At 72.9% G+C, this 21,138-nt stretch carries 19 protein-coding genes, 2 tRNA genes and 1 pseudogene; 13 read left to right on the forward strand and 9 right to left on the reverse strand.

The genetic code is table 11. The features are described from left to right. Positions 1–16 precede the first annotated feature (16 nt). The 3 genes from IF20_RS25910 (at position 17) to IF20_RS25920 (ending at position 2,309) form a co-directional block, all read left to right on the forward strand. Positions 17–90, forward strand: a tRNA-Met gene (locus tag IF20_RS25910). Between the two features lie 203 nt (positions 91–293). Next, the gene (locus IF20_RS25915) at positions 294–2,129 is read left to right on the forward strand and encodes a tetratricopeptide repeat protein (RefSeq protein WP_199896741.1); all 1,836 of its coding nucleotides are present in this window, start codon (positions 294–296) and stop codon (positions 2,127–2,129) included. A gap of 106 nt (positions 2,130–2,235) precedes the next feature. Continuing rightward, positions 2,236–2,309: transfer RNA gene (locus tag IF20_RS25920), tRNA-Met, on the forward strand. A gap of 75 nt (positions 2,310–2,384) precedes the next feature. Here the strand turns inward: IF20_RS25920 and IF20_RS25925 are convergent. Next, a pseudogene (locus IF20_RS25925) lies at positions 2,385–2,735 on the reverse strand (ABC transporter substrate-binding protein); the annotation flags it as partial. A gap of 366 nt (positions 2,736–3,101) precedes the next feature. Continuing rightward, positions 3,102–3,518 (reverse strand): Fur family transcriptional regulator, encoded by a 417-nt coding sequence (locus tag IF20_RS25930; RefSeq protein WP_052867741.1) that lies wholly within the window; start codon positions 3,516–3,518, stop codon positions 3,102–3,104. Positions 3,519–3,707: 189 nt separating this feature from the next. Between IF20_RS25930 and IF20_RS25935 the strand changes: the two genes are divergently transcribed. Further along, the gene (locus tag IF20_RS25935) at positions 3,708–5,171 is read left to right on the forward strand and encodes a catalase (protein ID WP_052867742.1); all 1,464 of its coding nucleotides are present in this window, start codon (positions 3,708–3,710) and stop codon (positions 5,169–5,171) included. Between the two features lie 123 nt (positions 5,172–5,294). Here the strand turns inward: IF20_RS25935 and IF20_RS25940 are convergent, their stop codons facing one another. Both IF20_RS25940 and hisN read right to left on the reverse strand, forming a co-directional pair. Next, positions 5,295–5,699, reverse strand: a complete 405-nt coding sequence (locus tag IF20_RS25940) for a CBS domain-containing protein (RefSeq protein ID WP_052867832.1) — start codon at positions 5,697–5,699, stop codon at positions 5,295–5,297. Positions 5,700–5,933: 234 nt separating this feature from the next. Continuing rightward, positions 5,934–6,728 carry a histidinol-phosphatase gene (gene hisN / locus IF20_RS25945; protein WP_052867743.1) on the reverse strand — a complete coding sequence of 265 codons (795 nt, stop codon included), beginning with the start codon at positions 6,726–6,728 and terminating at the stop codon, positions 5,934–5,936. Positions 6,729–6,917: 189 nt separating this feature from the next. Here hisN and IF20_RS25950 point away from each other — a divergent pair, with 189 nt between their 5' ends. Then, positions 6,918–7,625: a TetR/AcrR family transcriptional regulator gene (locus IF20_RS25950; RefSeq protein ID WP_052867744.1), complete on the forward strand. Its 708-nt coding sequence runs from the start codon at positions 6,918–6,920 to the stop codon at positions 7,623–7,625. A 39-nt stretch (positions 7,626–7,664) separates the two neighbouring features. Here the strand turns inward: IF20_RS25950 and IF20_RS25955 are convergent, their stop codons facing one another. The 4 genes from IF20_RS25955 to IF20_RS25970 form a co-directional block, all read right to left on the reverse strand. Next, positions 7,665–7,988, reverse strand: coding sequence for a DMT family transporter (locus tag IF20_RS25955; protein ID WP_052867745.1), 324 nt, complete (start codon positions 7,986–7,988; stop codon positions 7,665–7,667). A 128-nt stretch (positions 7,989–8,116) separates the two neighbouring features. Next, positions 8,117–9,124, reverse strand: coding sequence for a ribosome small subunit-dependent GTPase A (gene rsgA / locus IF20_RS25960; protein WP_052867746.1), 1,008 nt, complete (start codon positions 9,122–9,124; stop codon positions 8,117–8,119). A 12-nt stretch (positions 9,125–9,136) separates the two neighbouring features. After that, positions 9,137–10,498: a 3-phosphoshikimate 1-carboxyvinyltransferase gene (gene aroA / locus IF20_RS25965; RefSeq protein ID WP_052867747.1), complete on the reverse strand. Its 1,362-nt coding sequence runs from the start codon at positions 10,496–10,498 to the stop codon at positions 9,137–9,139. A gap of 132 nt (positions 10,499–10,630) precedes the next feature. Beyond that, complete coding sequence (locus tag IF20_RS25970; RefSeq protein ID WP_052867748.1) at positions 10,631–11,347, reverse strand: M50 family metallopeptidase; 717 nt, start codon at positions 11,345–11,347, stop codon at positions 10,631–10,633. 35 nt (positions 11,348–11,382) lie between these two features. Between IF20_RS25970 and IF20_RS25975 the strand changes: the two genes are divergently transcribed. The 8 genes from IF20_RS25975 to def all read left to right on the forward strand — a co-directional run bounded on the left by IF20_RS25975 (position 11,383) and on the right by def (position 19,169). Next, positions 11,383–12,201, forward strand: coding sequence for an SOS response-associated peptidase (locus tag IF20_RS25975; protein ID WP_052867749.1), 819 nt, complete (start codon positions 11,383–11,385; stop codon positions 12,199–12,201). 45 nt (positions 12,202–12,246) lie between these two features. Beyond that, a complete protein-coding gene (locus tag IF20_RS25980; protein ID WP_052867750.1) occupies positions 12,247–12,882 on the forward strand; it encodes an alpha/beta hydrolase family protein in 636 nt (211 codons plus the stop codon). Positions 12,883–13,164: 282 nt separating this feature from the next. After that, positions 13,165–13,884 (forward strand): sigma-70 family RNA polymerase sigma factor, encoded by a 720-nt coding sequence (locus IF20_RS25985; RefSeq protein WP_052867751.1) that lies wholly within the window; start codon positions 13,165–13,167, stop codon positions 13,882–13,884. Next, positions 13,881–14,261: a mycothiol system anti-sigma-R factor gene (gene rsrA / locus IF20_RS25990; protein ID WP_052867752.1), complete on the forward strand. Its 381-nt coding sequence runs from the start codon at positions 13,881–13,883 to the stop codon at positions 14,259–14,261. Before IF20_RS25985 ends, rsrA begins: the two co-directional genes overlap by 4 nt. Positions 14,262–14,387: 126 nt before the next feature. Next, positions 14,388–15,842, forward strand: coding sequence for an HD-GYP domain-containing protein (locus tag IF20_RS25995; protein ID WP_110944548.1), 1,455 nt, complete (start codon positions 14,388–14,390; stop codon positions 15,840–15,842). Then, positions 15,839–17,152 carry an HD-GYP domain-containing protein gene (locus IF20_RS26000; protein ID WP_052867755.1) on the forward strand — a complete coding sequence of 438 codons (1,314 nt, stop codon included), beginning with the start codon at positions 15,839–15,841 and terminating at the stop codon, positions 17,150–17,152. The genes IF20_RS25995 and IF20_RS26000 overlap by 4 nt, the downstream gene beginning before the upstream one ends. Before the next feature lie 286 nt (positions 17,153–17,438). Beyond that, a complete protein-coding gene (locus IF20_RS26005; protein ID WP_052867758.1) occupies positions 17,439–18,425 on the forward strand; it encodes a tetratricopeptide repeat protein in 987 nt (328 codons plus the stop codon). A gap of 102 nt (positions 18,426–18,527) precedes the next feature. Further along, complete coding sequence (gene def / locus IF20_RS26010; RefSeq protein WP_052867761.1) at positions 18,528–19,169, forward strand: peptide deformylase; 642 nt, start codon at positions 18,528–18,530, stop codon at positions 19,167–19,169. Positions 19,170–19,192: 23 nt separating this feature from the next. On the opposite strand, the gene IF20_RS26015 is transcribed toward def, so the two are convergent. Further along, positions 19,193–21,094, reverse strand: coding sequence for a transglycosylase domain-containing protein (locus IF20_RS26015; protein ID WP_052867763.1), 1,902 nt, complete (start codon positions 21,092–21,094; stop codon positions 19,193–19,195). Between the last annotated feature and the right edge of the window lie 44 nt (positions 21,095–21,138).

Raw genomic sequence — 21,138 nt, forward strand, 5'->3', positions numbered from 1 at the left:
CTTGGATACACAACGGCGCGGGGTGGAGCAGCTCGGTAGCTCGCTGGGCTCATAACCCAGAGGTCGCAGGTTCAAATCCTGTCCCCGCTACTGCAGAACGAAGGCCCGGATCCTCTTGGATCCGGGCCTTCGTCATGTGTGGGGTCACCTATGTGCGCGTTAAACCACTCGCATTGGGGAGACTCGTGTTCCGAGCGTTTGGCATGTCGTCGTGTCGGGAAGTCGACAAAACGCTGTAGTGACCTCACTGGCTGCGGTATACCAGGTGTACCCGGGCTTCGGGTGGTGCGACGATGGCCCTTATGGGGGACAAGGCAAGGTTGTTGGAGACAGGACCGTTTGTGCATGCGCCCGACGACGGGCGCGAATCCGAGCTGCCGCAGGTCGCGGACGAGGCGATGGACGCGGCCGAGGCCGCTGAGCCGCCCGAGGCCGTCGAGGTCCTGGACGAGGTGGGGCACCGCAAGGCGGCCGCCGCCGGCGATCCCGCGGCGGCGAGCATGCTCGGTGCGATGCTGTTGCGCCGCGGCGACCTGGACGGTGCCGAACCGTGCCTGCGCACCGCCACCGTCGCGGGCGACCGGGCCGCGGCCAACAACCTCGGAGTCCTGCTGCACCAGCGCGGTTACGCCGACGAGGCGGCCGGCTGGTGGCGCATCGCCGCCGTCGCCGGCTCCGCCGCCGCGGCGCACGCACTGGGCCGCCACTACCGCGAACGCGGCGACGAGCCCGCCGCCGAGTACTGGCTGCGGCAGGCCGCCGAGTCCGGCCACTGCCTGGGCGCGTACGCGCTGGCGGACCTGCTGGACCACCGCGGTGAGGAGGGCGCCGAGCAGTGGTTCGTGGCCGCCGCCGAGCGCGGCCACCGCGAAGCGGCGTACCGCCTCGCGCGCATCCTGGACGAGCGGGAGGTCGACGGCACCGCATACGGCGAGCACGCCGAACCGCGGGCCGCAGCCGAGCAGTGGTACCGCCAGGCCGCGGCCCGCGGTCACCGCCGGGCCGCGCTGCACCTCGGCACGCTGCTGGAGGAGCGCGGCGAGTTGAAGGAGGCCGGGCGCTGGTACCTCATCGCGGCCAAGGACGGTGAGCCGCGCGCCGCGTGCGCGCTCGGCTTCCTGCTCAAGGACGCGGGCGACGAGGAGAGCGCGGCCGAGTGGTGGCGCCGGGCGGCCCAGGAGGGCGACGGCAACGCCGCCAACGCGCTGGGCGCGCTGCACGCCGACCGCGGCGAGCTGCAGACCGCCGAGCGCTGGTACCGCGCCGCGCTGGAGGCCGGCGACGTCAACGGCGCGTACAACATCGGCCTGCTCTGCGCCCAGCAGGGCAGCGACGGCCGCAGCGAGCAGTGGTACCGCCGCGCCGCCTACGCGGGGCACCGGGAGGCGTCCAACGCGCTCGCCGTACTGCTGCTGCAGCGGGGCGACGCTTCCGGTGCCGAGCCGTGGTTCTCCAAGGCGGCCGAGGCCGGCAGCGTGGACGCCGCGTTCAACCTCGGCATCCTGCACGCGGGCCGGGGCGCCGACCGTACCTCCCGCAAGTGGTACGAGCGGGCCGCCGACGCCGGGCACACCGAGGCCGCGCTCCAGGCCGCCCTCTCCTTCCTGAAGGAGGGCGAGTGGCAGGACGCCGAGCGGCATCTGCGGCGTGCCGCGGGCGCGGGCAGCGCCGAGGCGGCCTACCGGCTCGCCGCGCTGCTGGACCGTGAGGCTCGCGGCCCGGAGGAGTCGGGGAGCGAGAGCGAGGAGTGGTACGAGCGCGCCGCCGAGCAGGGGCACCGCGGTGCCCAGGTGCGGATGGGCATGCTCGCCGCCTCCCGGGGCGACGCGGTGGCGGCCGCCGACTGGTACCGCGCGGCGGCCGAGGCCGGCAGCCGCAACGCGGCCTTCAACCTCGGGCTGCTGCTGGCGCGCGAGGGCAGCCTCCCGGAGGCCGCCCTGTGGTGGACGCGGGCCGCCGAGGCCGGGCACGGCCGTGCGGCGCTGCGCCTCGCCCTGCTGGCGGCCCGCCGGGGCGCGCTCGCGGAGAGCCAGCGGTGGTGTGCGCGGGCCGTGGAGCTGGGTCCGCCGGAGGTCACCCAGCGTGCCTCGCGGCTGAGCGAAGCGCTCAAGGAAGAGCTGAGCGCGTGAGGTCCGGCCGGCCCCCCGAGGGCCGGCCGGACACCGGGCGCGCGGGGCCACGGGATACGAATTTGCGCTGGTCGTCGGCTTGGGGTTAGAGTTGTGAACACAACGGCGCGGGGTGGAGCAGCTCGGTAGCTCGCTGGGCTCATAACCCAGAGGTCGCAGGTTCAAATCCTGTCCCCGCTACTGAAGGCGAAGGCCCGGATCCTCAAGGATCCGGGCCTTCGTCCTGTGTGCGGTGCTTCCCGCGTGCGATGCCGGTCACGGCCGGTGGCCGACCGCCTCCGCGTGGAAGGCGCGGTCCACGAGCCGGTTCTCCGGGACCGGCGGTCCCTCGGTGACCCCCGCGTCCCGGTAGGCGCGCTGCAGCCGGTCCGCTGTGCCCTTGCGGATCTCCCAGTCCATCCGCAGCGACGGCACCGCGGTCAGCGTGTCGGCGTCCACCTTCAGCAGCTTCGCCAGCTCGGCGACGAACGCCCCGTCGGCCTTGTAGCCGCCGCGGAAGTAGGTGTTGACGGTACGGATGTACGCGCGGAGGAAGGCGACGCCGGCGTCCGGGTCCCGCTGCAGCAGGTTCGGGCCGTACAGGGCGCCGCCGAGCGGTTCGCCCTGCGACCTGGCGCGGAGGGCGGGTGGGGGCGGCGTCCCGGGGGTGGCCGGGCGCGGGACGGCGGACGGGGTCGGCGGGTGCGGCTCTCCCACGGTGTGCTCCTCGCGGAGTGCGGGCGGGCCGCCGCGGCGGTCCCGGACAGCCGTGGGGGTGGCGCGCACGATATGACGTACCGCCAGAAACGGGAGGAGGCGTGCGGTCGTCCACCGGGCGACCGCGGCCGGGGAAAGGTGTCGGCCGTCAGCGGTAGGCCGAAAACCGCTGGTCGGCGACCCCGGCGGAGGCGGGCATGCCGAAAAGCCCGCCGTGGGGACGGCGGGCTGAAAAGATCGGCGACGGGCGAGGGGTGGGGCGCGGTGACTCGCGCGTCAGGCGCTCGCGCAGTTCGGGCAGACGCCGCGGTAGGTGACCGAGACCTCCGACACCGCGAAGCCGAACCGTTCCGGCTCGGGGAGGGCCGCCATCGGGTCGCTCGCGATGTGCACGTCGCGGATCGTGCCGCACTGCGAACAGATGAGGTGGTGGTGGTCGTGGTGGGCGTTGGGGTCGTACCGCTTGGCGCGGCCGTCCGTGCTCACCTCCAGCACCTCACCGAGCGAGACGAGCTCGCCGAGCGTGTTGTAGACGGTGGCGCGGGAGATCTCCGGCAGGCGCTCGGTCGCCCGCGCGTGCACCTCGTCGGCGGTGTAGTGGACGTGGTCCCCGTCCAGGACCTCGGCGACGACGCGGCGCTGGGCGGTCAGCCGCCAGCCGCGTCCCCGGAGTCGTTCGAGCAGGTCACTCATCGCAATCACCCATCAGTCAGATATGAGCCAGGGTACCAGTGGTGTCCATCACTGGAACGCGTGCGAGTCTCGCTCTCTTCTGAAAGTCGCACCCTTCTGAAATTCATAAGCTTCTTGACTTGGACTTTGTCCAATGTAGGATCGAGTACGGCGCAAGCCAAGGGCAGGTATTTCACACAGGAGGCGCACGTGTCGGTAGAAAGCACCACGGGACCGCTGACCACGGAGTCCGGTGCTCCGGTCGCGGACAACCAGAACAGCGAGACGGCCGGCATCGGCGGTCCCGGTCTGATCCAGGACCAGCTGCTGATCGAGAAGCTCGCGCACTTCAACCGTGAGCGGATCCCGGAGCGGATCGTGCACGCCCGCGGCGCCGGCGCGTACGGCACCTTCACCGTCACCGCCGATGTGACCAAGTACACCCGCGCGAAGTTCCTCTCCGAGGTCGGCAAGCAGACCGAGACGTTCCTGCGCTTCTCGACCGTGGCCGGCAACCTCGGCGCGGCGGACGCGGTGCGTGACCCCCGCGGCTTCGCGCTGAAGTTCTACACCGAAGAGGGCAACTACGACCTCGTCGGCAACAACACCCCGGTGTTCTTCATCAAGGACGCCATCAAGTTCCCCGACTTCATCCACACCCAGAAGCGCGACCCGTACACCGGCTCGCAGGAGGCGGACAACGTCTGGGACTTCTGGGGCCTGTCGCCGGAGTCGACGCACCAGGTGACCTGGCTGTTCGGCGACCGCGGCATCCCCGCCTCGTACCGCCACATGGACGGCTTCGGCTCGCACACCTTCCAGTGGAACAACGAGGCCGGCGAGGTCTTCTGGGTCAAGTACCACTTCAAGACCGACCAGGGCATCAAGTGCCTGACCACCGAGGAAGCGGAGGTGCTGGCGGGCAAGGACCCCGACAGCCACCAGCGCGACCTGCGCGAGGCGATCGAGCGCGGGGAGTTCCCGAGCTGGACCGTCGGCGTGCAGATCATGCCCGCCGCGGAGGCCGCGCACTACCGCTTCAACCCGTTCGACCTGACCAAGGTGTGGCCGCACGCGGACTACCCGGTCATCGAGATCGGCAAGCTGGAGCTGAACCGCAATCCGCAGAACATCTTCGCCGAGGTCGAGCAGTCGATCTTCTCCCCGCACCACTTCGTGCCGGGCATCGGCCCCTCGCCCGACAAGATGCTGCAGGGCCGCCTCTTCGCGTACGGCGACGCCCACCGCTACCGCGTCGGCATCAACGCCGACCACCTGCCGGTGAACCGCCCGCACGCCACCGAGGCGCGCAGCCACGGCCGGGACGGCGCGCTGTACGACGGCCGGCACGGCGGTCAGAAGAACTACGAGCCGAACAGCTTCGGTGGCCCGGCCGAGACCGGCCGCGCGCTGTGGCAGCCGGTGACCGTGTCCGGTGCCACCGGTGAGCTGGCGGCGGCCTCGCACGCCGAGGACGACGACTTCGTGCAGGCGGGCAACCTCTACCGCCTGATGTCCGAGGACGAGAAGGACCGCCTGATCAACAACCTCGCGGGCTTCATCTCGAAGGTCTCGCGCGACGACATCGCGCAGCGCGCCATCGAGAACTTCCGCAAGGCGGACGCGGACTACGGCAAGCGGCTGGAGGTCGCGGTCCAGGCCCTGCGCGGCTGACCGGCCACTGAAGCGGCCCGCGTCGTCCGGGGCCCCTTCACCCCGGACAGCGGAGACCGGGCACCCGAGGGTGCCCGGCCTCCGCGGCGTTCCGGGCGCGGGCCGTCGCGGTCCGCGCCCCGATCAGACCGGTACGGCCGTGGTCGCCCGCTCCCGGACGGCGGAGCGGCAGCGGATGATGTCCCGTACGGACACCACGCCGACCGGCTCCCGTTCGTTCAGGACGATCAGGTGCCGGAAGCCGCCGTGCACCATCGCGGCGGCGGCTTCCTCCAGGGTCCAGTCCGGAGCGGCGAAGACGACGTCGGTGGTGGTGTGGGTCTGTGCGGTCTCGTGGTCGGGATTCTCGCCGGCGCCGAGGGAGTTGAGGATGTCGCGTTCGGTGAGGATGCCGAGCCCTTCGGCGTCGGTGTCGAGGACCACGGCGGCGCCGACGCGCCGTGCCGCCATCAGATGTGCTGCCTGCCGGAGCGTGTGTGCGGGCCCGATGGTGAGGACCACCGTGCTCATGGCGTCGCGGACGTACATGGGCATGGAGTGGAGCCACCTCCTTGGTGAACCCCCGGAGGACTTCCCTGCGCCGGAGGCGCCTGGAGAAAAATTTCACAAATGCACAAGCGGGGGGATTCTCATGTTCACATGCCCCGTGGTGTGCGACAAGGGGCGCGCGAAGGCTGGTCTGCCGTTCACGCGCCCCAAGGCGCCGTTTGACGGTCCGCGAGCGGGAGGCGGGGGAGCCGCCGGCGGCGGTGTGCCGGGCGCTCAGCCCCGCAGGTAGTTCAGCAGGTCCTCGTGGAGCAGCCCGTTGGAGGCCGCCGCGTTGCCGCTGTGCGGGCCCGGCGTCCCGTCCAGGCCCGTGAAGCGCCCGCCGGCCTCCTGTACGACCACGGCGCAGGCGGCCATGTCCCACAGCGACAGCTCCGGCTCGGCGCAGATGTCCACGGAGCCCTCGGCCACCATCATGTACGGCCAGAAGTCGCCGTACGCGCGGGTGCGCCACACCTCGCGCGACAGGTCCATGAAGCCGCCCAGCGTGCCGCGCTCCTCCCACCCGGTGAGCGAGGAGTAGGCGAACGACGCGTCCTGCATACGCCCCACGCTCGACACCTGGAGACGCTGAGCGGAGGTCAGGCTGCGGCCGGTGTAGGCCCCGAGCCCCTCGGCGGCCCACCAGCGGCGGTGCAGCGCGGGCGCGGAGACCACGCCGACGACCGGGCGGTCGCCCCCCTCGCCGCGCTCCATCAGCGCGATCAGGGTGGCCCACACGGGTACGCCGCGCACGTAGTTCTTCGTGCCGTCGATCGGGTCGATGATCCAGCGGCGCGGTCCCGAGCCCTCCGAGCCGAACTCCTCGCCGAGCACCGCGTCCCGCGGCCTGGCGCGGGCGAGGTGGCCGCGGATGAGCTCTTCGGCCGCCTTGTCCGCCTCGCTCACCGGCGTCATGTCCGGTTTGGTCTCGACCTTCAGGTCGAGCGCCTTGAACCGTTCCATGGTCGCGGCGTCCGCGGCGTCCGCGAGGACGTGGGCGAGACGGAGATCATCGTGATAGTCGGCCATGAGCGCAGACTATCTTTTTCATTGGCGACGCAATGAACATGTGCTGCGCCGCGGGGCGCGTGGCGATCTCGGCCCGGCCTTCCCGGGCCCGTCCGCAGGCCTTCGCTCCGGACCCTTGACACCACCTGGCGGGGCGTCAATTCTGTGCGCACACAAGGCCATATGGGCACTACGGCCTGGGAGGCGACGATGCCCGCAGCGCGTGATTCCTTACTGGACGCCGCCTACGCGGCGCTCGAAGTGCGGCCCTGGGCAGGCGTCCGGATGGTCGATGTCGCCGCCGCGGCGGGCGTCTCCCGGCAGACCCTGTACAACGAGTTCGGCAGCAAACAGGGGCTCGCGCGCGCCCTCGTGCGAAGGGAGACCGAGGGCTACCTGGCGGGCGTGGAGCGCATCCTTGCCCGGCCCGCCGCGGACGCACCGCCCGAAGGCCGGGACCCGGAGAGCGCCGCCGAGCGTGGCGGGCCGGCCGGCGTCCCCGAGGAGGCGCAGGCCAGGCTGGCCGCCGCGGCCGACTGGACGCTGCGCACCGCCCGCGCCAACCCCCTCGTACGGGCCGTGCTGACCGGCTGCTGGAACGAGCGGCTGCCGTCGCCCGCCGACCAGTCGCTCCCGTTGCCCGTGCCGGGGGCCCGTACCGGCTTTCCCATGGTGCCGCCGCCGGTGGAGGCGCCGCTGCCCGGACCGAGCGAGCTGGTCGGCCGGTTCAGCGACCGCGCGGTGGCCGCACTGGAGGCGGACTGGCCCAAGGAGGAGCTGACCGAGCTGGGGAGCGCGTGCACGGCGGCGGTCCGGCTCACCCTGTCCTGCGTGGTCGCACCCGCCGACCCCGAAGAGGTCGGCCGGCTCGTACGCGGCGCGTTCGCGGGGCTGCCGCGCCACCCGGTCGCGCACTGAGCCCGGCGTGCGGGGCCGGCGGTCGGGCGCCCGGCCCGGTCAGTGCGCCGAGCCGGAGAACTGCAGCCCGATCGCGCCGGCGATGACGAGCGTGATCGAGACGATCTTGACGGTCGACACCACGTCGCCGAGGAAGATCATGCCGTAGGCCGCCGTACCGGCAGCCCCGAGACCGGTCCACACCGCGTACGCCGGGCCCACGTCCAGCTTCTTCAGCGACAGCGTCAGCAGTCCGAAGCTGCCGAGCGCGAAGGCGCAGAAGGCAACCGTGGGCCACAGCCGGGTGAAGCCGTGCGACAGCTTCAGGCACACCGCGAAGCCCGTCTCCAGAAGTCCAGCCACCACGACGAGCAGCCACGCCATCAGTTTGCCTCCGTCAGTCCGGCGACCGCTTCGCCCGTTCTGAGAGCCCGTGCCTGATGTGATTATGCAGTTGATACCGGTTCGCGGCAGCCATCTTCCGCCCGCCCGTCGCCCGGACCGACGGCCCGTCAGTCGCCCTCGCGCCGCTCCCTGGTGGCCAGCAGCCGGCGCAGCGAGTAGAGCCGGGCCGGGTCGGCGTGGCCCTCGGCGACCCATTGGTCCAGCGCACAGTCCGGCTCGTCGTGGCTGCACGCGCGCGGGCAGTCGGCCGTGCCCGGCTCCAGGTCGGGGAAGGCGTGGATGACCCGCGAGGGGTCGATGTGGTGCAGTCCGAAGGACCGCACGCCGGGCGTGTCGATCACCCAGCCCCCGTCGGCCGCGAGCGGCAGGGCCAGTGCCGAGGTGGTCGTGTGCCGGCCGCGCCCGGTGACCGCGTTGACGTGCCCGGTGGCCCGCCGCCGCTCCGGCACCAGGGCGTTGACCAGCGTGGTCTTGCCCACCCCGGAGTGCCCGACGAAGGCGGTGATGCGCCCGGTCAGCCGCTCGCGCACCCGGTCGGCGGCGGCGCCGTCGGCCAGTTCCTCGCGGTTGGTCACGACGTACGGGACGCCCAGCGCGCCGTAGGACTCCAACAGGGTGTCCGGCGGCGCCAGGTCGGACTTGGTGAGCACCAGCAGCGGCTCCAGGCCCGCGTCGTACGCCGCGACCAGGCAGCGGTCGATCAGCCGGGGCCGCGGCTCGGGGTCGGCGAGCGCGGTGACGATCGCCAGCTGGTCCGCGTTGGCGACCACCACCCGCTCGTACGGGTCGTCGTCGTCGGCCGTGCGCCGCAGCACGGAACTGCGCGGCTGGACCCGGACGATGCGGGCCAGGGTGTCCTTGGCACCGGAGAGGTCGCCGACGACCATCACCCGGTCGCCGACCACCACTCCCTTGCGGCCCAGCTCACGTGCCTTCATCGCGGTGACCGTGCGGTCCTCGATCAGGCAGGTGATGCGGCCCCGGTCGACCGTGAGGACCAGCCCCTCGCTGGCGTCCTCGTGCTTGGGCCGGATGTTCGAACGGGGCCGGTTCCCCTTGCGGTTCGGGCGGACCCGGACGTCGTCCTCGTCGGTGTGCTTGCCGTAGCGGCGCATCGGGCGGAACTCTCAGGCTCTCCGGGCGGTGGCCGTCACCGGACCGAGCATGTCCGTCCACATCTCGGGGAAGTCGGGCAGCGTCTTGGCCGTGGTGGCGACGTTCTCCACCTGGACCCCCTCGACGGCCAGGCCGATGATCGCGCCGGCCGTGGCCATGCGGTGGTCGTCGTAGGTGTGGAACACCCCGCCGCGCAGCGGACGCGGCCGGATGTGCAGGCCGTCCGCGGTCTCGGTGACGTCGCCGCCGAGGCCGTTGATCTCCTTGGTGAGCGCCGCGAGCCGGTCGGTCTCGTGCAGCCGCAGGTGGGCCACGCCGCGCAGCACGGACTCGGAGTCCGCCAGCGCCGCGACGGCCGCGATGCCCGGGGTCAGCTCGCCGACCTCGCTCAGGTCGATGTCGATGCCGTGGATCCGGCCGCTGCCGGTGAAGGTCAGGCCCTGCTCGGTCAGCTCGCAGGAACCGCCCATTTCGGTGAAGATCTCGCGCAGCGCGTCGCCCGGCTGAGTGGTGTGCTCGGGCCAGTCGGGGATGGTGACGCGGCCGCCCGTGACCAGCGCGGCGGCCAGGAACGGCTGCGCGTTGGACAGGTCGGGCTCGACGGTCAGGTCGCGGCCGAGCAGCGCGCCGGGGGTGACCCGCCAGACGTTCGGCTCACCGCCGGCCTCCGGGGTGTCCACCTGCGCGCCGGCGATCCGCAGCATGTCCACGGTCATCCGGATGTGCGGCATGGACGGCAGCGTGTCGCCCACGTGCCGCACCTCCACGCCCTGGTTGAAGCGCGGCGCGGAGAGCAGCAGGGCGCTGACGAACTGGGAGGAGGACGAGGCGTCGATCTCGACCCGGCCGCCGTCCAGGCCGCCGCTGCCGTGCACGGTCATCGGGAGCGCGCCGCGGTGGTCGTCGTCGATGCGTGCGCCCAGGGCGCGCAGGCCGTCGATCACGCCGCCCAGCGGACGCTCGTACGACCGGGGGTCGCCGTCGAAGCGGATCGGGCCGTCGGCCAGCGCCGCGACCGGCGGCAGGAAGCGCATGACCGTACCGGCGTTGCCGACGTCGACGGTGGCCGGGCCGCGCAGGCCGGCGGGGATGATGCGCCAGGCCTCACCGCCGCCCGTCTCGCCGGACGGCGCGGAGCTGGAGGAGACGGTCTCGTCGATCCCCACGCCCAGGGTGCGCAGCGCCTGCGCCATCAGGAGGGTGTCGCGGGACCGCAACGGGCGGCGCAGCCAGCCGGGTTCGGAGGAGAGGGCGGCCAGAACCAGGCCACGGTTGGTGACCGACTTGGACCCGGGCACGGTGACGGTCGCGTCGACCGCCCCGGGCGCGGTGGGGGCTGGCCAGAGGGCGGAGTGTGCGGGGCTCTCGGTCATGTAGCTCACTTTAATGGCTCACCAGGGGTGCAGATCTTGATCAAATGGGTAGCAACCTGCGCGAAACATGGCACTGGTAAAGCAACGGCGCGCGAACCGGTGCCGCACCACCCGGCTCGGCGGGCCCGCACCTCACAGGTTCAGCAGCCATCGACCGCCGCCGATCAGCGAGCAGAGCGTCACCACGTGGAAGAGTCCCAGCCAGACGGCGGCGGGCACGTTCGTCAGCCGCGCGAGCTGGTCGGGGTCGGAGTCCACCCGGCCGCCGGAGCGCCGCCGCTTCCCCTGGATCTCGAACGGCGGCCGTACCCCGCCCAGCAGCAGGAACCACACCACCGCGTACGCGAACGCGGCCTGCACGTCCGCGTTCGTCAGCCAGGAGACCAGGAGGAACGCGGCGCCGGCGAGCACCACCGTGAGCACGCCGTACGCGTTGCGGATCATCACCAGCATCGCCAGCAGCAGGGCCGTCGCGCCCCACAGCAGGGCCGTGATGTGCCCCGCGGCGAGCAGCGCGGCGCCGGCCAGGCCGAGCAGCGAGGGGGCGAGGTAGCCCGCCGCCGCGGTCAGGATCATGCCGAGTCCGTGCGGCTTGCCGCGGCTGACGGTCAGCCCGGAGGTGTCGGAGTGCAGCCGGATGCCGTCCAGTTTCCGGCCGGTCAGCAGGGCCACCAGGCCGTGGCCGCCTTCGTGCGCGATGGTGATGGCGTTACGGGCCATCCGCCAGGCGCCGTAGGGGAGCACCACCGCCAGTGCGACCACGGCGGTGGCCACCACCAGCCAGACCGACGGGTCGGGCTGGGTGGCGAAAACCCGGTCCCATACGTCTGTGATGTGATCGGTGTCCATCTCTCCCCTTGCTGTGGCGTGGCACTGTGGCATACATGTGCGGACGGTATGCGGCGAGCAGGCGGCCCGAGGACCTGGTGGGGATCTTCGAGGTCGAGAAGTGGGAGCCCGAGGAGACCCTCGCTCCCGACTGGAATGTCGCACCCACCAAGAACGTCTACGCGGTGCTCGAACGCCCCGTCAAAGACGCCGATGACCGTCGTCCGGTTCGCCAGCTGCGGCCTTTGAAGTGGGGTCTGGTGCCGTCGTGGGCGAAATCACCCGACGTCGGCGTGAAGATGATCAACGCCAGGGCGGAGACGGTCCACGAGAAGCCGTCCTTCCGCAAGCCCTTCGCGGCCCGCCGCTGCCTGCTGCCCGGCGACGGCTATTTCGAGTGGGTCACGGGCGCCGGGGAGCGGCAGCTGGAGGAGCAGGGACGCAAGAAGCGGCCCCGCAAGCAGCCGTACTTCGTCACCCCGGCTGGGGGCGCGGTGATGGCGATGGCCGGGCTGTACGAGTTCTGGCGCGACCCGACGCTGCCCCCGGACCACCCGCAGGCCTGGTGGGCTACCTGCTCCGTGGTCACCACCGCCGCCGAGACCACGCCGCTGGCCGGCGCGACCGGCGGCCCGGGCCCGCAGTCGCTCGCCGACATCCACCCCCGGATGCCGCTGGTCCTCCCGCCCGACCGCTGGGACGCCTGGCTCGACCCGGGCACCACCGACCTGGACCGGCTGCGCGACCTGCTCGCGCCGCCGCCCGCCGGCATGATGCGCGCGTACCCCGTCTCCACGGAGGTCAGCAACGTCCGCAACAACAGCCCCGAGCTGGTGAAGGAGCTGGCCGTGCCGGAGGAGGAGACGCTCTTCTGACCGGCCGGCCGCCCGCCCCGGGGCCCGCCGGGGCAGGATGGGCCCATGAGTGAGAGCGAGACGGTCGGCACACCCGTGGGCGACGCCCGGATCACCTGGCACGAGGCGCAGGGCACGGCCCGCTCCGTGCTCGCCGTGAGCCACGGCGCGGGCGGCGGCATCGAGGCCCGCGACCTGGCGGCGCTGGCCGCGGCCCTCCCGGAGCGCGGCGTCACCGTCGCCCTCGTGGAGCAGCCCTGGCGGGTGGCGGGCAAGAAGCTGGCGCCCGCCCCGAAGACCCTGGACGCCGCCTGGACGGCGCTGTGGCCCGCGCTGCGGAAGCCGGGCCTGCCGGTGGTCGCGGGCGGGCGCAGCGCCGGGGCGCGGGTGGCCTGCCGTACGGCGCGGGAGCTCGGCGCGCACGCCGTTCTCGCCCTCAGCTTCCCGCTGCACCCGCCGGGCAGGCCCGAGAAGTCCCGCGCCGACGAGCTCACCGGCGCCGGCGTGCCCACCCTGGTGATCCAGGGCGGCCGCGACCCCTTCGGGCGCCCCGAGGAGTTCCCCGACGGCACCGGAATCGTCGAGGTGCCGCACGCCGACCACGGCTTCGCCGTGCCGAAGAAGGCCCCCATCGGCCAGGACGAGGCGCTGATGCTCATCGTGGAGGCCGCCGCCGAGTGGCTGGTCGGGCTGCCCGACTGACCCGCCCGCCCCCGACTACCGGGGGCGGGAATGCACGGCGGGCCCGCTTCGTTGTGGGTGGCGTAGGCAGCAGCCACGTACTGGTACGCACGAGGAATGGGAGTCCACCGCATGGGGATCGCATGCCCGGCCCGACCGCAGGGGACCGGCTGGTCGATGCCGCAGCCAGCACAGGTCCAGGCGGGACACCACGTCACGGCTGGAGCGGCGGTGGTACCGGATCGTCGTCTATTCTCCGATTCGAGCGGATCCGCATCCGGGTCCGGCACGGTGTTGGAGGAGGTGGGTCCGGTCACCGGTACCGACGCAGGGACCGACGGGACGGCACGAGCACGTAACGAGGACCAGGCGGACGCTGCCCGCGCGCAGACGACGGGTGAGTCGGAGGCCGAGCGCAACGCGCGCTTCGAGCGCGACGCGCTGACCTTCCTGGACCAGATGTACTCCGCCGCGCTGCGCATGACGCGCAATCCGGCGGACGCGGAGGACCTGGTGCAGGAGACGTACGCCAAGGCGTACGCGTCCTTCCATCAGTTCCGGGAGGGCACCAACCTCAAGGCCTGGCTGTACCGCATCCTGACCAACACCTTCATCAACTCCTACCGCAAGAAGCAGCGGGAGCCGCAGCGCAGCGCGGCCGAGGAGATCGAGGACTGGCAGCTGGCACGCGCCGAGTCACACATGTCCACGGGGCTGCGCTCCGCGGAGTCACAGGCGCTGGACCACCTGCCGGACTCGGACGTGAAGGAGGCCCTGCAGGCGATTCCCGAGGAGTTCCGCATAGCGGTCTACCTCGCGGACGTGGAGGGCTTTGCGTACAAGGAGATCGCCGACATCATGGGAACTCCCATCGGCACGGTGATGTCCCGCCTGCATCGTGGCCGCCGACAGCTGCGCGGCATGCTGGAGGACTACGCCCGGGACCGCGGGCTCGTCCCGGCCGGCGCGGGCGCTGCGGCTTCGACGAAGCAGCCGCACGATCGGAAAGGCTCCTCATCATGAGCTGCGGTGACCCGCACGAGACGGATTGCTCCGAGGTCCTGGACCACCTGTACGAGTACCTCGACCGCGAGATGCCGGACGGGGAGTGCACCAAGTTCGAGGAGCACTTCGACGAGTGCTCGCCCTGCCTGGAGAAGTACGGCCTCGAACAGGCCGTCAAGAAGCTCGTGAAGCGCTGCTGCGGCCACGACGACGTCCCCACCGACCTGCGGTCGAAGGTCATGGGACGGATCGAGCTCATCCGGGCCGGCGAGGCCGTGCCCGAGAAGAGCGTGCTGGAGCAGGCGCAACAGGAGTCCGCCGCCGCTGAGGGCCCCGGCCACCAGGCCGGCCCGACGGACACCGGTGCACCCACCGAGGCCGCCCGCGCCGAATAGCGCGCCGGATCACCCCATCGGGTGAGGGCGGGCGCGAGAGCCCGCCCAATCCGCCGATGCGCCCGCACCGCGCCGCCGACGCCTTCTAAGCTCACCGGATCCGGGAGCCGTGGGGGAGGAGGCGCCATGCGGCAGCTGTCCGTGGCCGCGTACGCGTACATCGGATGTGCCGTGCTGGCGGCGGTCGGCTGCGCCGTCCCCGCCGCCCTGCCGTCCGCCTCCACCCCCTGGCCCACCGTGGGCCTGCTCGCCGTGCTCTACGCCGCCTGCGAGCGGATGCGGAGCTGCCCGCTGTCCCGGGCGCTGGCCCGCGGCGCCCGCTCCGGCGGCGCCCCGGGCCACGCCGAGGGCATGCCGCCCAGGTGGGGCTGTCCCGTGCTGCTCGCCGGGGTCTTCCTGCTGCCGCCCGCGGCGGCCGCCCTGGCCGTCCTCCCCGGCGCGCTGCTCTCCCGTACCGAGGAGCGCGCGGCCACCGCCCGCCGCGTCTGGCACGCCGCCGAACTGGCCCTGGCCGCCCGGGCCGCCGCCGAGGTCTTCGGCGCGGGCGGCAGCCGTGCCGTCCTCGCCCCGGAGTTCCCCTACGCGCTGCTGCCCGCGGCGGCCGCCACCACGGTCTTCTGCGCCGTACTGGCCGCCCTGGACGGCGGCGTCCTGATCGCCGCCGAGCGGCACCCGCCCCGCACGGCCTGGCGCGGCCTGCTGCTCCGCTCCCTCGCCCCGCACCTGGTGCACGGCCTGGCCGGGCTGATGATGGCCGTCCTGTGGCGCAGCTCCTACGGGCCGCCCGCAGCCCTGCTCGTGCTGCTGCCCATGTACATCTCCTGCTGGGTCTTCGCGCAGTACCACCGCGAACGCGCGGCGCACCAGGCCACCATCCGCGCCCTCGTCCAGGCCGTCGACCTCAAGGACCGCTACACCCGCGGGCACAGCGAACGCGTCGGCCGCGCCTCCGTCATGATCGCCCGCGAGCTGGGCATGGCCGAGGACCGCCTCGACGTGATCCGCTTCGCCGGCATCCTGCACGACGTCGGCAAGCTCGGCGTGCCCACCCGGCTGCTGCGCAAGGACGGCCCGCTCACCCCCGAGGAGCGCCGCGTCATCGAGCTGCACCCGGAGTACGGCCACGAGATCGTCCGCGGCATCGGCTTCCTCGGCGAGGCCCGGGCCGCGATCCTGCACCACCACGAACGCATGGACGGCACGGGCTACCCCTACGGTCTGCGGGGCCGCGAGATCCCCGAATCCGCCCGGGTGGTCGCCGTCGCCGACGCCTTCGACGCGATGACCTCCACCCGCTCCTACCGGCGCGCCCGCCCGGTCGCCGCCGCCGTCACCGAGCTGCGCCGCAGCGCCGGCGCCCAGCTCGACCCGCGCATGGTCCGCGCCCTGGTCGCCGCGTTGGCACGGCACGGCTGGCAGCCCGAGGTCGTCACCGCGGGCACCGAGGGGCCCGCCGTGCCGCCGCCCCGCCCCGCGCTCCACCGGCACCCCGCCCCGGAGGCCGGGCCCGTCCCCGGTACGGCCGCCCTGCCCGGCACCGCGACGGCGCCCCACCCCGGGCCCGCCGGGGGCGAGCGATGAGCGCCGACGGGCCCGGTGACCCGCTCGCCGTCCCGTACCGCACCGGCACACCCCGCGCCGTCGTCCTCGTCCATGCCGCCGCCGGCGCCCTCGCCTGCCTCGCGCTGGGGCACACCCTCTGGCGCGGCCTCTCCGACCCCGGCATCGCCCTCGCGTTCGGCGCCCTCATAGCGGTCGGCGAGCTGGCCCGCGGGGGCTCGGCACCGCCCGCGCGCGGCGGTGCCGGCACGCTGCCCGGCGACCGCGAGAGCGCCCCGCTCGGCGTCGCCGGAGCCCTGGCCTACGCGCTGCTCGGCGAGGTCGGCGGCCGCGCCACCTCGCACGGCGTCCTGCAGGCCGTCGCCGTCGTCGTCGCGGCCGGCCTCGTCGGCCTCGTCCCCCACGTGGCGCTCGGCCGCGGCCCGGCGCTGGACCACATCGCCCGCCGCGTCCTGACCGTCGGCTTCGCCGCCACCTGCTTCCAGCCGCTCTACACCACCGGCCGGCTGGCCGCCTGGATCGGCAACGGCAGCTACTACATCTGCTACCTCCTCGGCCTGCTCGCGCTCACCGCCCTGTGCGACGCGGTGCTCGCCGCGGCGCTCGCCAGGGCCCGCACCGGCTGGCCGTACGGCCCGCTGCTCCGCGACGAACTGCGCTCCCTGCTCGGCATCGGCTCCGCGATCTGCGCGACGGGCCTGGTCATCGCGCTGGCCACGGCCGTCGCCGGGCTCTGGGCGCTGCCCGTCTTCTGCCTGCCGCTGCTCCTCACCCAGCTCTCCTTCCGCCGTTACGCCGCCGTCCGCGCCACCTACCGGCAGACCATCGCCTCGCTCGCCCGCGCCACCGAGATCGCCGGTTACACCCCGCAGGGGCACGCCCGCCGGGTCGCCGTCCTCAGCCGTGCGGTGGGCCGGGAACTGGGACTGGGCGAGGCCGACCTGAGCGTCCTGGAGTACGCGGCGCTGATGCACGACATCGGACAGCTCTCGCTGGTGGACCCGGTGACCGGCGGTGCCACCGCCGGCCTGCCGCCCGCCGAACAGCGCAGGATCGCCCTGCTCGGCGGGGCCGTCGTCCGCCGGACCGGGGTGCCCGCCGAGGTCGCGATGATCGTCGAGCGGCAGGCCGACCCCTTCCGTGACCAGCCGCTGCCCGCCCGCATCGTGCGCACCGTCAACGCCTACGACGACCTCGCCGGCGGGGACGGCGGCCCCGGGGGCACGCTGCGCGCCCTGGAACGGCTCCGCCTGTCGACCGCACAGGACTTCGAGCCCCGTGTGGTGGAGGCGCTCGCCCGGGTCCTCGCGCGGCCCTTCGGCGCGCTCTGACCGGTTGCGCCGCCCGAGTGCCGGGTGCCGCCGGGGTAGCCGTCGCGTCTCGGGGTACCGGTTCAAGGTCATGGAACCGATGGGTAATGAGCGGCCCCGGATATGGGCATGGTTGGATGCGAAGAGGGCCCCGAAAATCGGGGTCCAGGGGGGCTGCACAAGGCAAGGAGCAGCAGGGGGCACCGGCCATCGGGCTGAGCCCGGCGGCAAACTGTGGCAGGTTGTCGAGTAGGCCCCTCGGCCGTCCGGCGGACGGCACCAAGGAACCAATCGGCAGGCGGGAATCGTGAGGATCTTCGGCAAGGTACGGCACCGGCCCTCCGCCTCGTGGCGGCAGGCGACCGACCGCGCTTTCACGCTGATCGGCGACGGCCGTTACGAGGACGCGGGTGCCCTGCTCACCCGCGCCGCCGACATGGAGCCGTGGCTGTCGGAGTCGTGGTTCAACCTCGCCCTGCTGCACAAGTTCCGGCACGACTGGGAGCAGGCCCGTACCGCAGGACTGCGCGCCGTGGCCCTGCTGGAGCGCGAGAGCGGGGCGCCCGACTGGTGGAACGTCGGCATCGCGGCCACCGCCCTCCAGGACTGGCCGCTGGCCCGCCGCGCCTGGCAGGCGTACGGCCTGCACGTGCCGGGCGAGGGCGCGCCCTCCGGGGAGCCCCGCGGCATGCAGCTGGGCAGCGCCGCGGTCCGCCTCTCGCCCGAGGGCGAGGCCGAGGTCGTCTGGGGCCGCCGGCTGGACCCGGCCCGTATCGAGGTGCTCTCCATCCCGCTGCCGTCCTCCGGACGCCGCTGGGGCGAGGTCGTCCTGCACGACGGCGTCCCGCACGGCGAGCGCACCACCACCGCCGGACCCTCCTATCCCGTCTTCGACGAGATCGAGCTGTGGGCGCCCTCCCCGGTGCCCACCTGGGTCGTCCTGCTGGAGGCCGCGGGCGAGGCCGACCGGGACGCCCTGGAACGGCTGGCGGCGGACGCCGGGTACGCCGCCGAGGACTGGTCGTCCTCCGTCCGCCTGCTGTGCCGTACGTGCTCCGAGAGCCGGATGCCCAGCGACGAGGGCGACGGCGCGCATCTGGACCCGCACGACCACAGCGAGCCCGGCCATCCGGGTCCGCTGGGGCACCGCACCGCCGGCTCCGGATCCCTGTGGGTACCCGAGCGCGAGTGCGGCATCGCCGCGCCCGCCGGCCTGGTGCGGGGCCTGCTGGACGGCTGGGTGGCCGACAGCCCGGACACCCGCGAGTGGCGGGACCTCGAAGAGGTCTGCTGAGTCCTGCGCGGTTCCGTCGACGGGCGCCCGGCGGGCCCCCGTACCCTGTACGGGCAGCTAAGAAGAATCTTTGCGGAAAATCGCGGAAGGCGTGCGGCGGACATGGCGCAGCAGGTGTTTGATCAAGACGGCGAGCAGCAGGTGGACGACGAGTTCATCGACGACGTGACCGACGCGGACGCGCGCGAGACGGCCTACCGCGAGCGCGGCACGTCGCGCCCGATCACCGTGGTCGGCAACCCGGTGCTGCACAAGGAGTGCAAGGACGTCACCGAGTTCGACGACGAGCTGGCGAAGCTCATCGACGACATGTTCGCCTCCCAGCGCACCGCCGAGGGCGTGGGCCTGGCCGCCAACCAGATCGGCGTCGACCTGAAGGTCTTCGTCTACGACTGCATGGACGACCAGGGCGTACGCCACGTCGGCGTGGTCTGCAACCCGGTGCTGGACGAGCTGCCCGCCGAGCGCCGGGTGCTGGACGACTCCAACGAGGGCTGCCTGTCGGTCCCCGGCGCGTACGCCGAGCTGGCCCGCCCCGACTACGCCGTGGTCCGCGGCCAGGACGCGCAGGGCAACCCCATCGCCGTCCAGGGCACCGGCTACTTCGCGCGCTGCCTCCAGCACGAGACCGACCACCTCTACGGCTACCTCTACATCGACCGCCTCTCCAAGCGCGACCGCAAGGACGTCCTCAAGCAGATGGCCGAGCGCGAGCCCCGTTACCCCGTCGTCGCCAACGACTGACGCGGCCGGCACCCGCCGCCCGCTCACCGCTGCGTGCCGATGGCGTACGCGCCCCAGATCCGGGGCGGGATGCCGTTGCCGAACCGGTGGTCGCCGCCCACGCCCTCCATGGGCAGCAGCTGCGGCGTCCCCGGCTCGGTGCGGAAGACGGTGACGGCGGTGGTCAGGCCGCCGCCGGGCGCGCCGTCGTTGCCGATGAACCAGCACGACCGCATGCGGTCCTGCGGGCCGGTGCCGCCCGCGGTGACGCCGCGCGCCAGCTTCGCGGTGATCTCCCGGGGCAGCGTCTTCGCGGCGAACGCGCCCAGCGCCCGATCGATGGTGCGGGCCGCTTCCGGGGTCAGCACGCGGCGTGGTTCCGGCGGCGTGAGCCCCGGCAGCGGCTTGCCGTCGCGCACCACCTTCGTCACCGAGTACGGCTCGGTCCGCCGGCCGTCGTTGCCGAACAGCGAGTACGCGCCGGCCAGCCGGATCGCGCTGGGTGTGGAGGTACCGAGGGGAAACGTCGGCTCCAGGCGGGCCAGGCTCTCCTTGCGCAGGCCCGCGTCGAGCGCCAGGTCCCGTATCGCCGTCAGCCCCGGACGCCGGCCCGCGGCGACGAACGGCGGATGGGCCGAGGTCACGAGGCCCTCGTACAGGGCCTGCAGCGTCGCATCCGCCCGCTCGGCCGGGAAGGTGGGGACGGGCACGGTGACGTCCCCGGTGGGCGGGGCGCTGCCCTGCTCGCGGACCGCGGCGGCCAGCACGAACGGCTTGAAGGCGGAGCCGGCCGGCACGCCCGCGGTGTCCGCGTTGTTCGCGAAGTGCTTCGTCGCGTCCGTGCCGCCGTAGAGCGCGACGATCGCGCCGTCCCGGGGCCGTACGGACGCGGCACCGAATTCGACATGCGAGTCGGCGGCCCGCTTCTTCGGATCGATGCGGCGGCGACGCTCGTCCGCCACCGCCTTCGCCAGCAGCGCCACCTTGTCCTTCTCGAAGGTGGTGTGGACGCGATAACCGCCGCGGGCGAGATCGCGGTCGGTCAGGCCCGTACGGCTGCGCAGGTATTTCTTCGCGGCATCGACGAGATAGCCGGTCTGCCCCTTCTGGCTGGTCGGGGTGGTGGGTTTCCGCGGCTCCGGGTATGTCGTCCAGCGGGCGCGCTCCGCCCGGCTCATCAGGCCGTTCTCCACCTCACGGTCCAGGATCCACTTCCAGCGTGCCACGGCGCGCCGGTGGTTGGCCCTGCTCAGCGCCGGGTCGTACTGTTCGGCGCCTTTGAGCAGCGCGGCCAGCGCCGCGCCCTGGCTGGGGTTCAGGCGCTCGGCCGGAACGCCGTAATACGCGTTCGCGGCGGCCTGGATGCCGAAGGAATGCCGCCCGAAAAAGCTGGTGTTGAGATACCCCTGCAGGATTTCCTGCTTGGTCTTGCGGTTGTCCAGCTTCAGCGCGATGAAGAACTCCTTCACCTTGCGCTCCAGGGTCTGGTCCTGCGAGAGGTAGGTGTTCTTCACGTACTGCTGGGTGATGGTGGAACCGCCCTGGGCATTCTGCCCCTTCACCATGTTCACCGCGGCCCGGGCGATGCCGGAGAACGAGACCCCGGAATCGGAGTAGAAACTCGCGTTCTCCGCGGCGATGACGGCGTGTTCCACGGAATCGGGCACCTGCGAGAGGGGGACGTTCTGCCGGTTGACGGCGCCCTCGCTCACCATCTGGCTGCCGTCCGACCAGTAGTAGACGGTGGCCTCCTGGCGCGCGGCGTCCTTCTCGTTCGGGATGCCGACCTGCGCGTATCCGACGGCGAAGAGCCCGGCGAGGCCGGCCGCGCCGACGACGGCGGCGCCGAGCTGCTGTCGCCAGGACGGCAGCCAGCGCCGCAGCCGGCCCCGGCCGCGGCGCGGATAGTCGATGAACCGTTTCCTTGGCTGCTCACTGCCCTTCATGCCAGGGGAGAGCCGGCCTGCGGCGGCCGGGTTTCCGACCGCCG

The sequence above is a fragment of the Streptomyces niger genome, from assembly GCF_000718305.1.
GTDB classification, from domain to species: domain Bacteria; phylum Actinomycetota; class Actinomycetes; order Streptomycetales; family Streptomycetaceae; genus Streptomyces; species Streptomyces niger.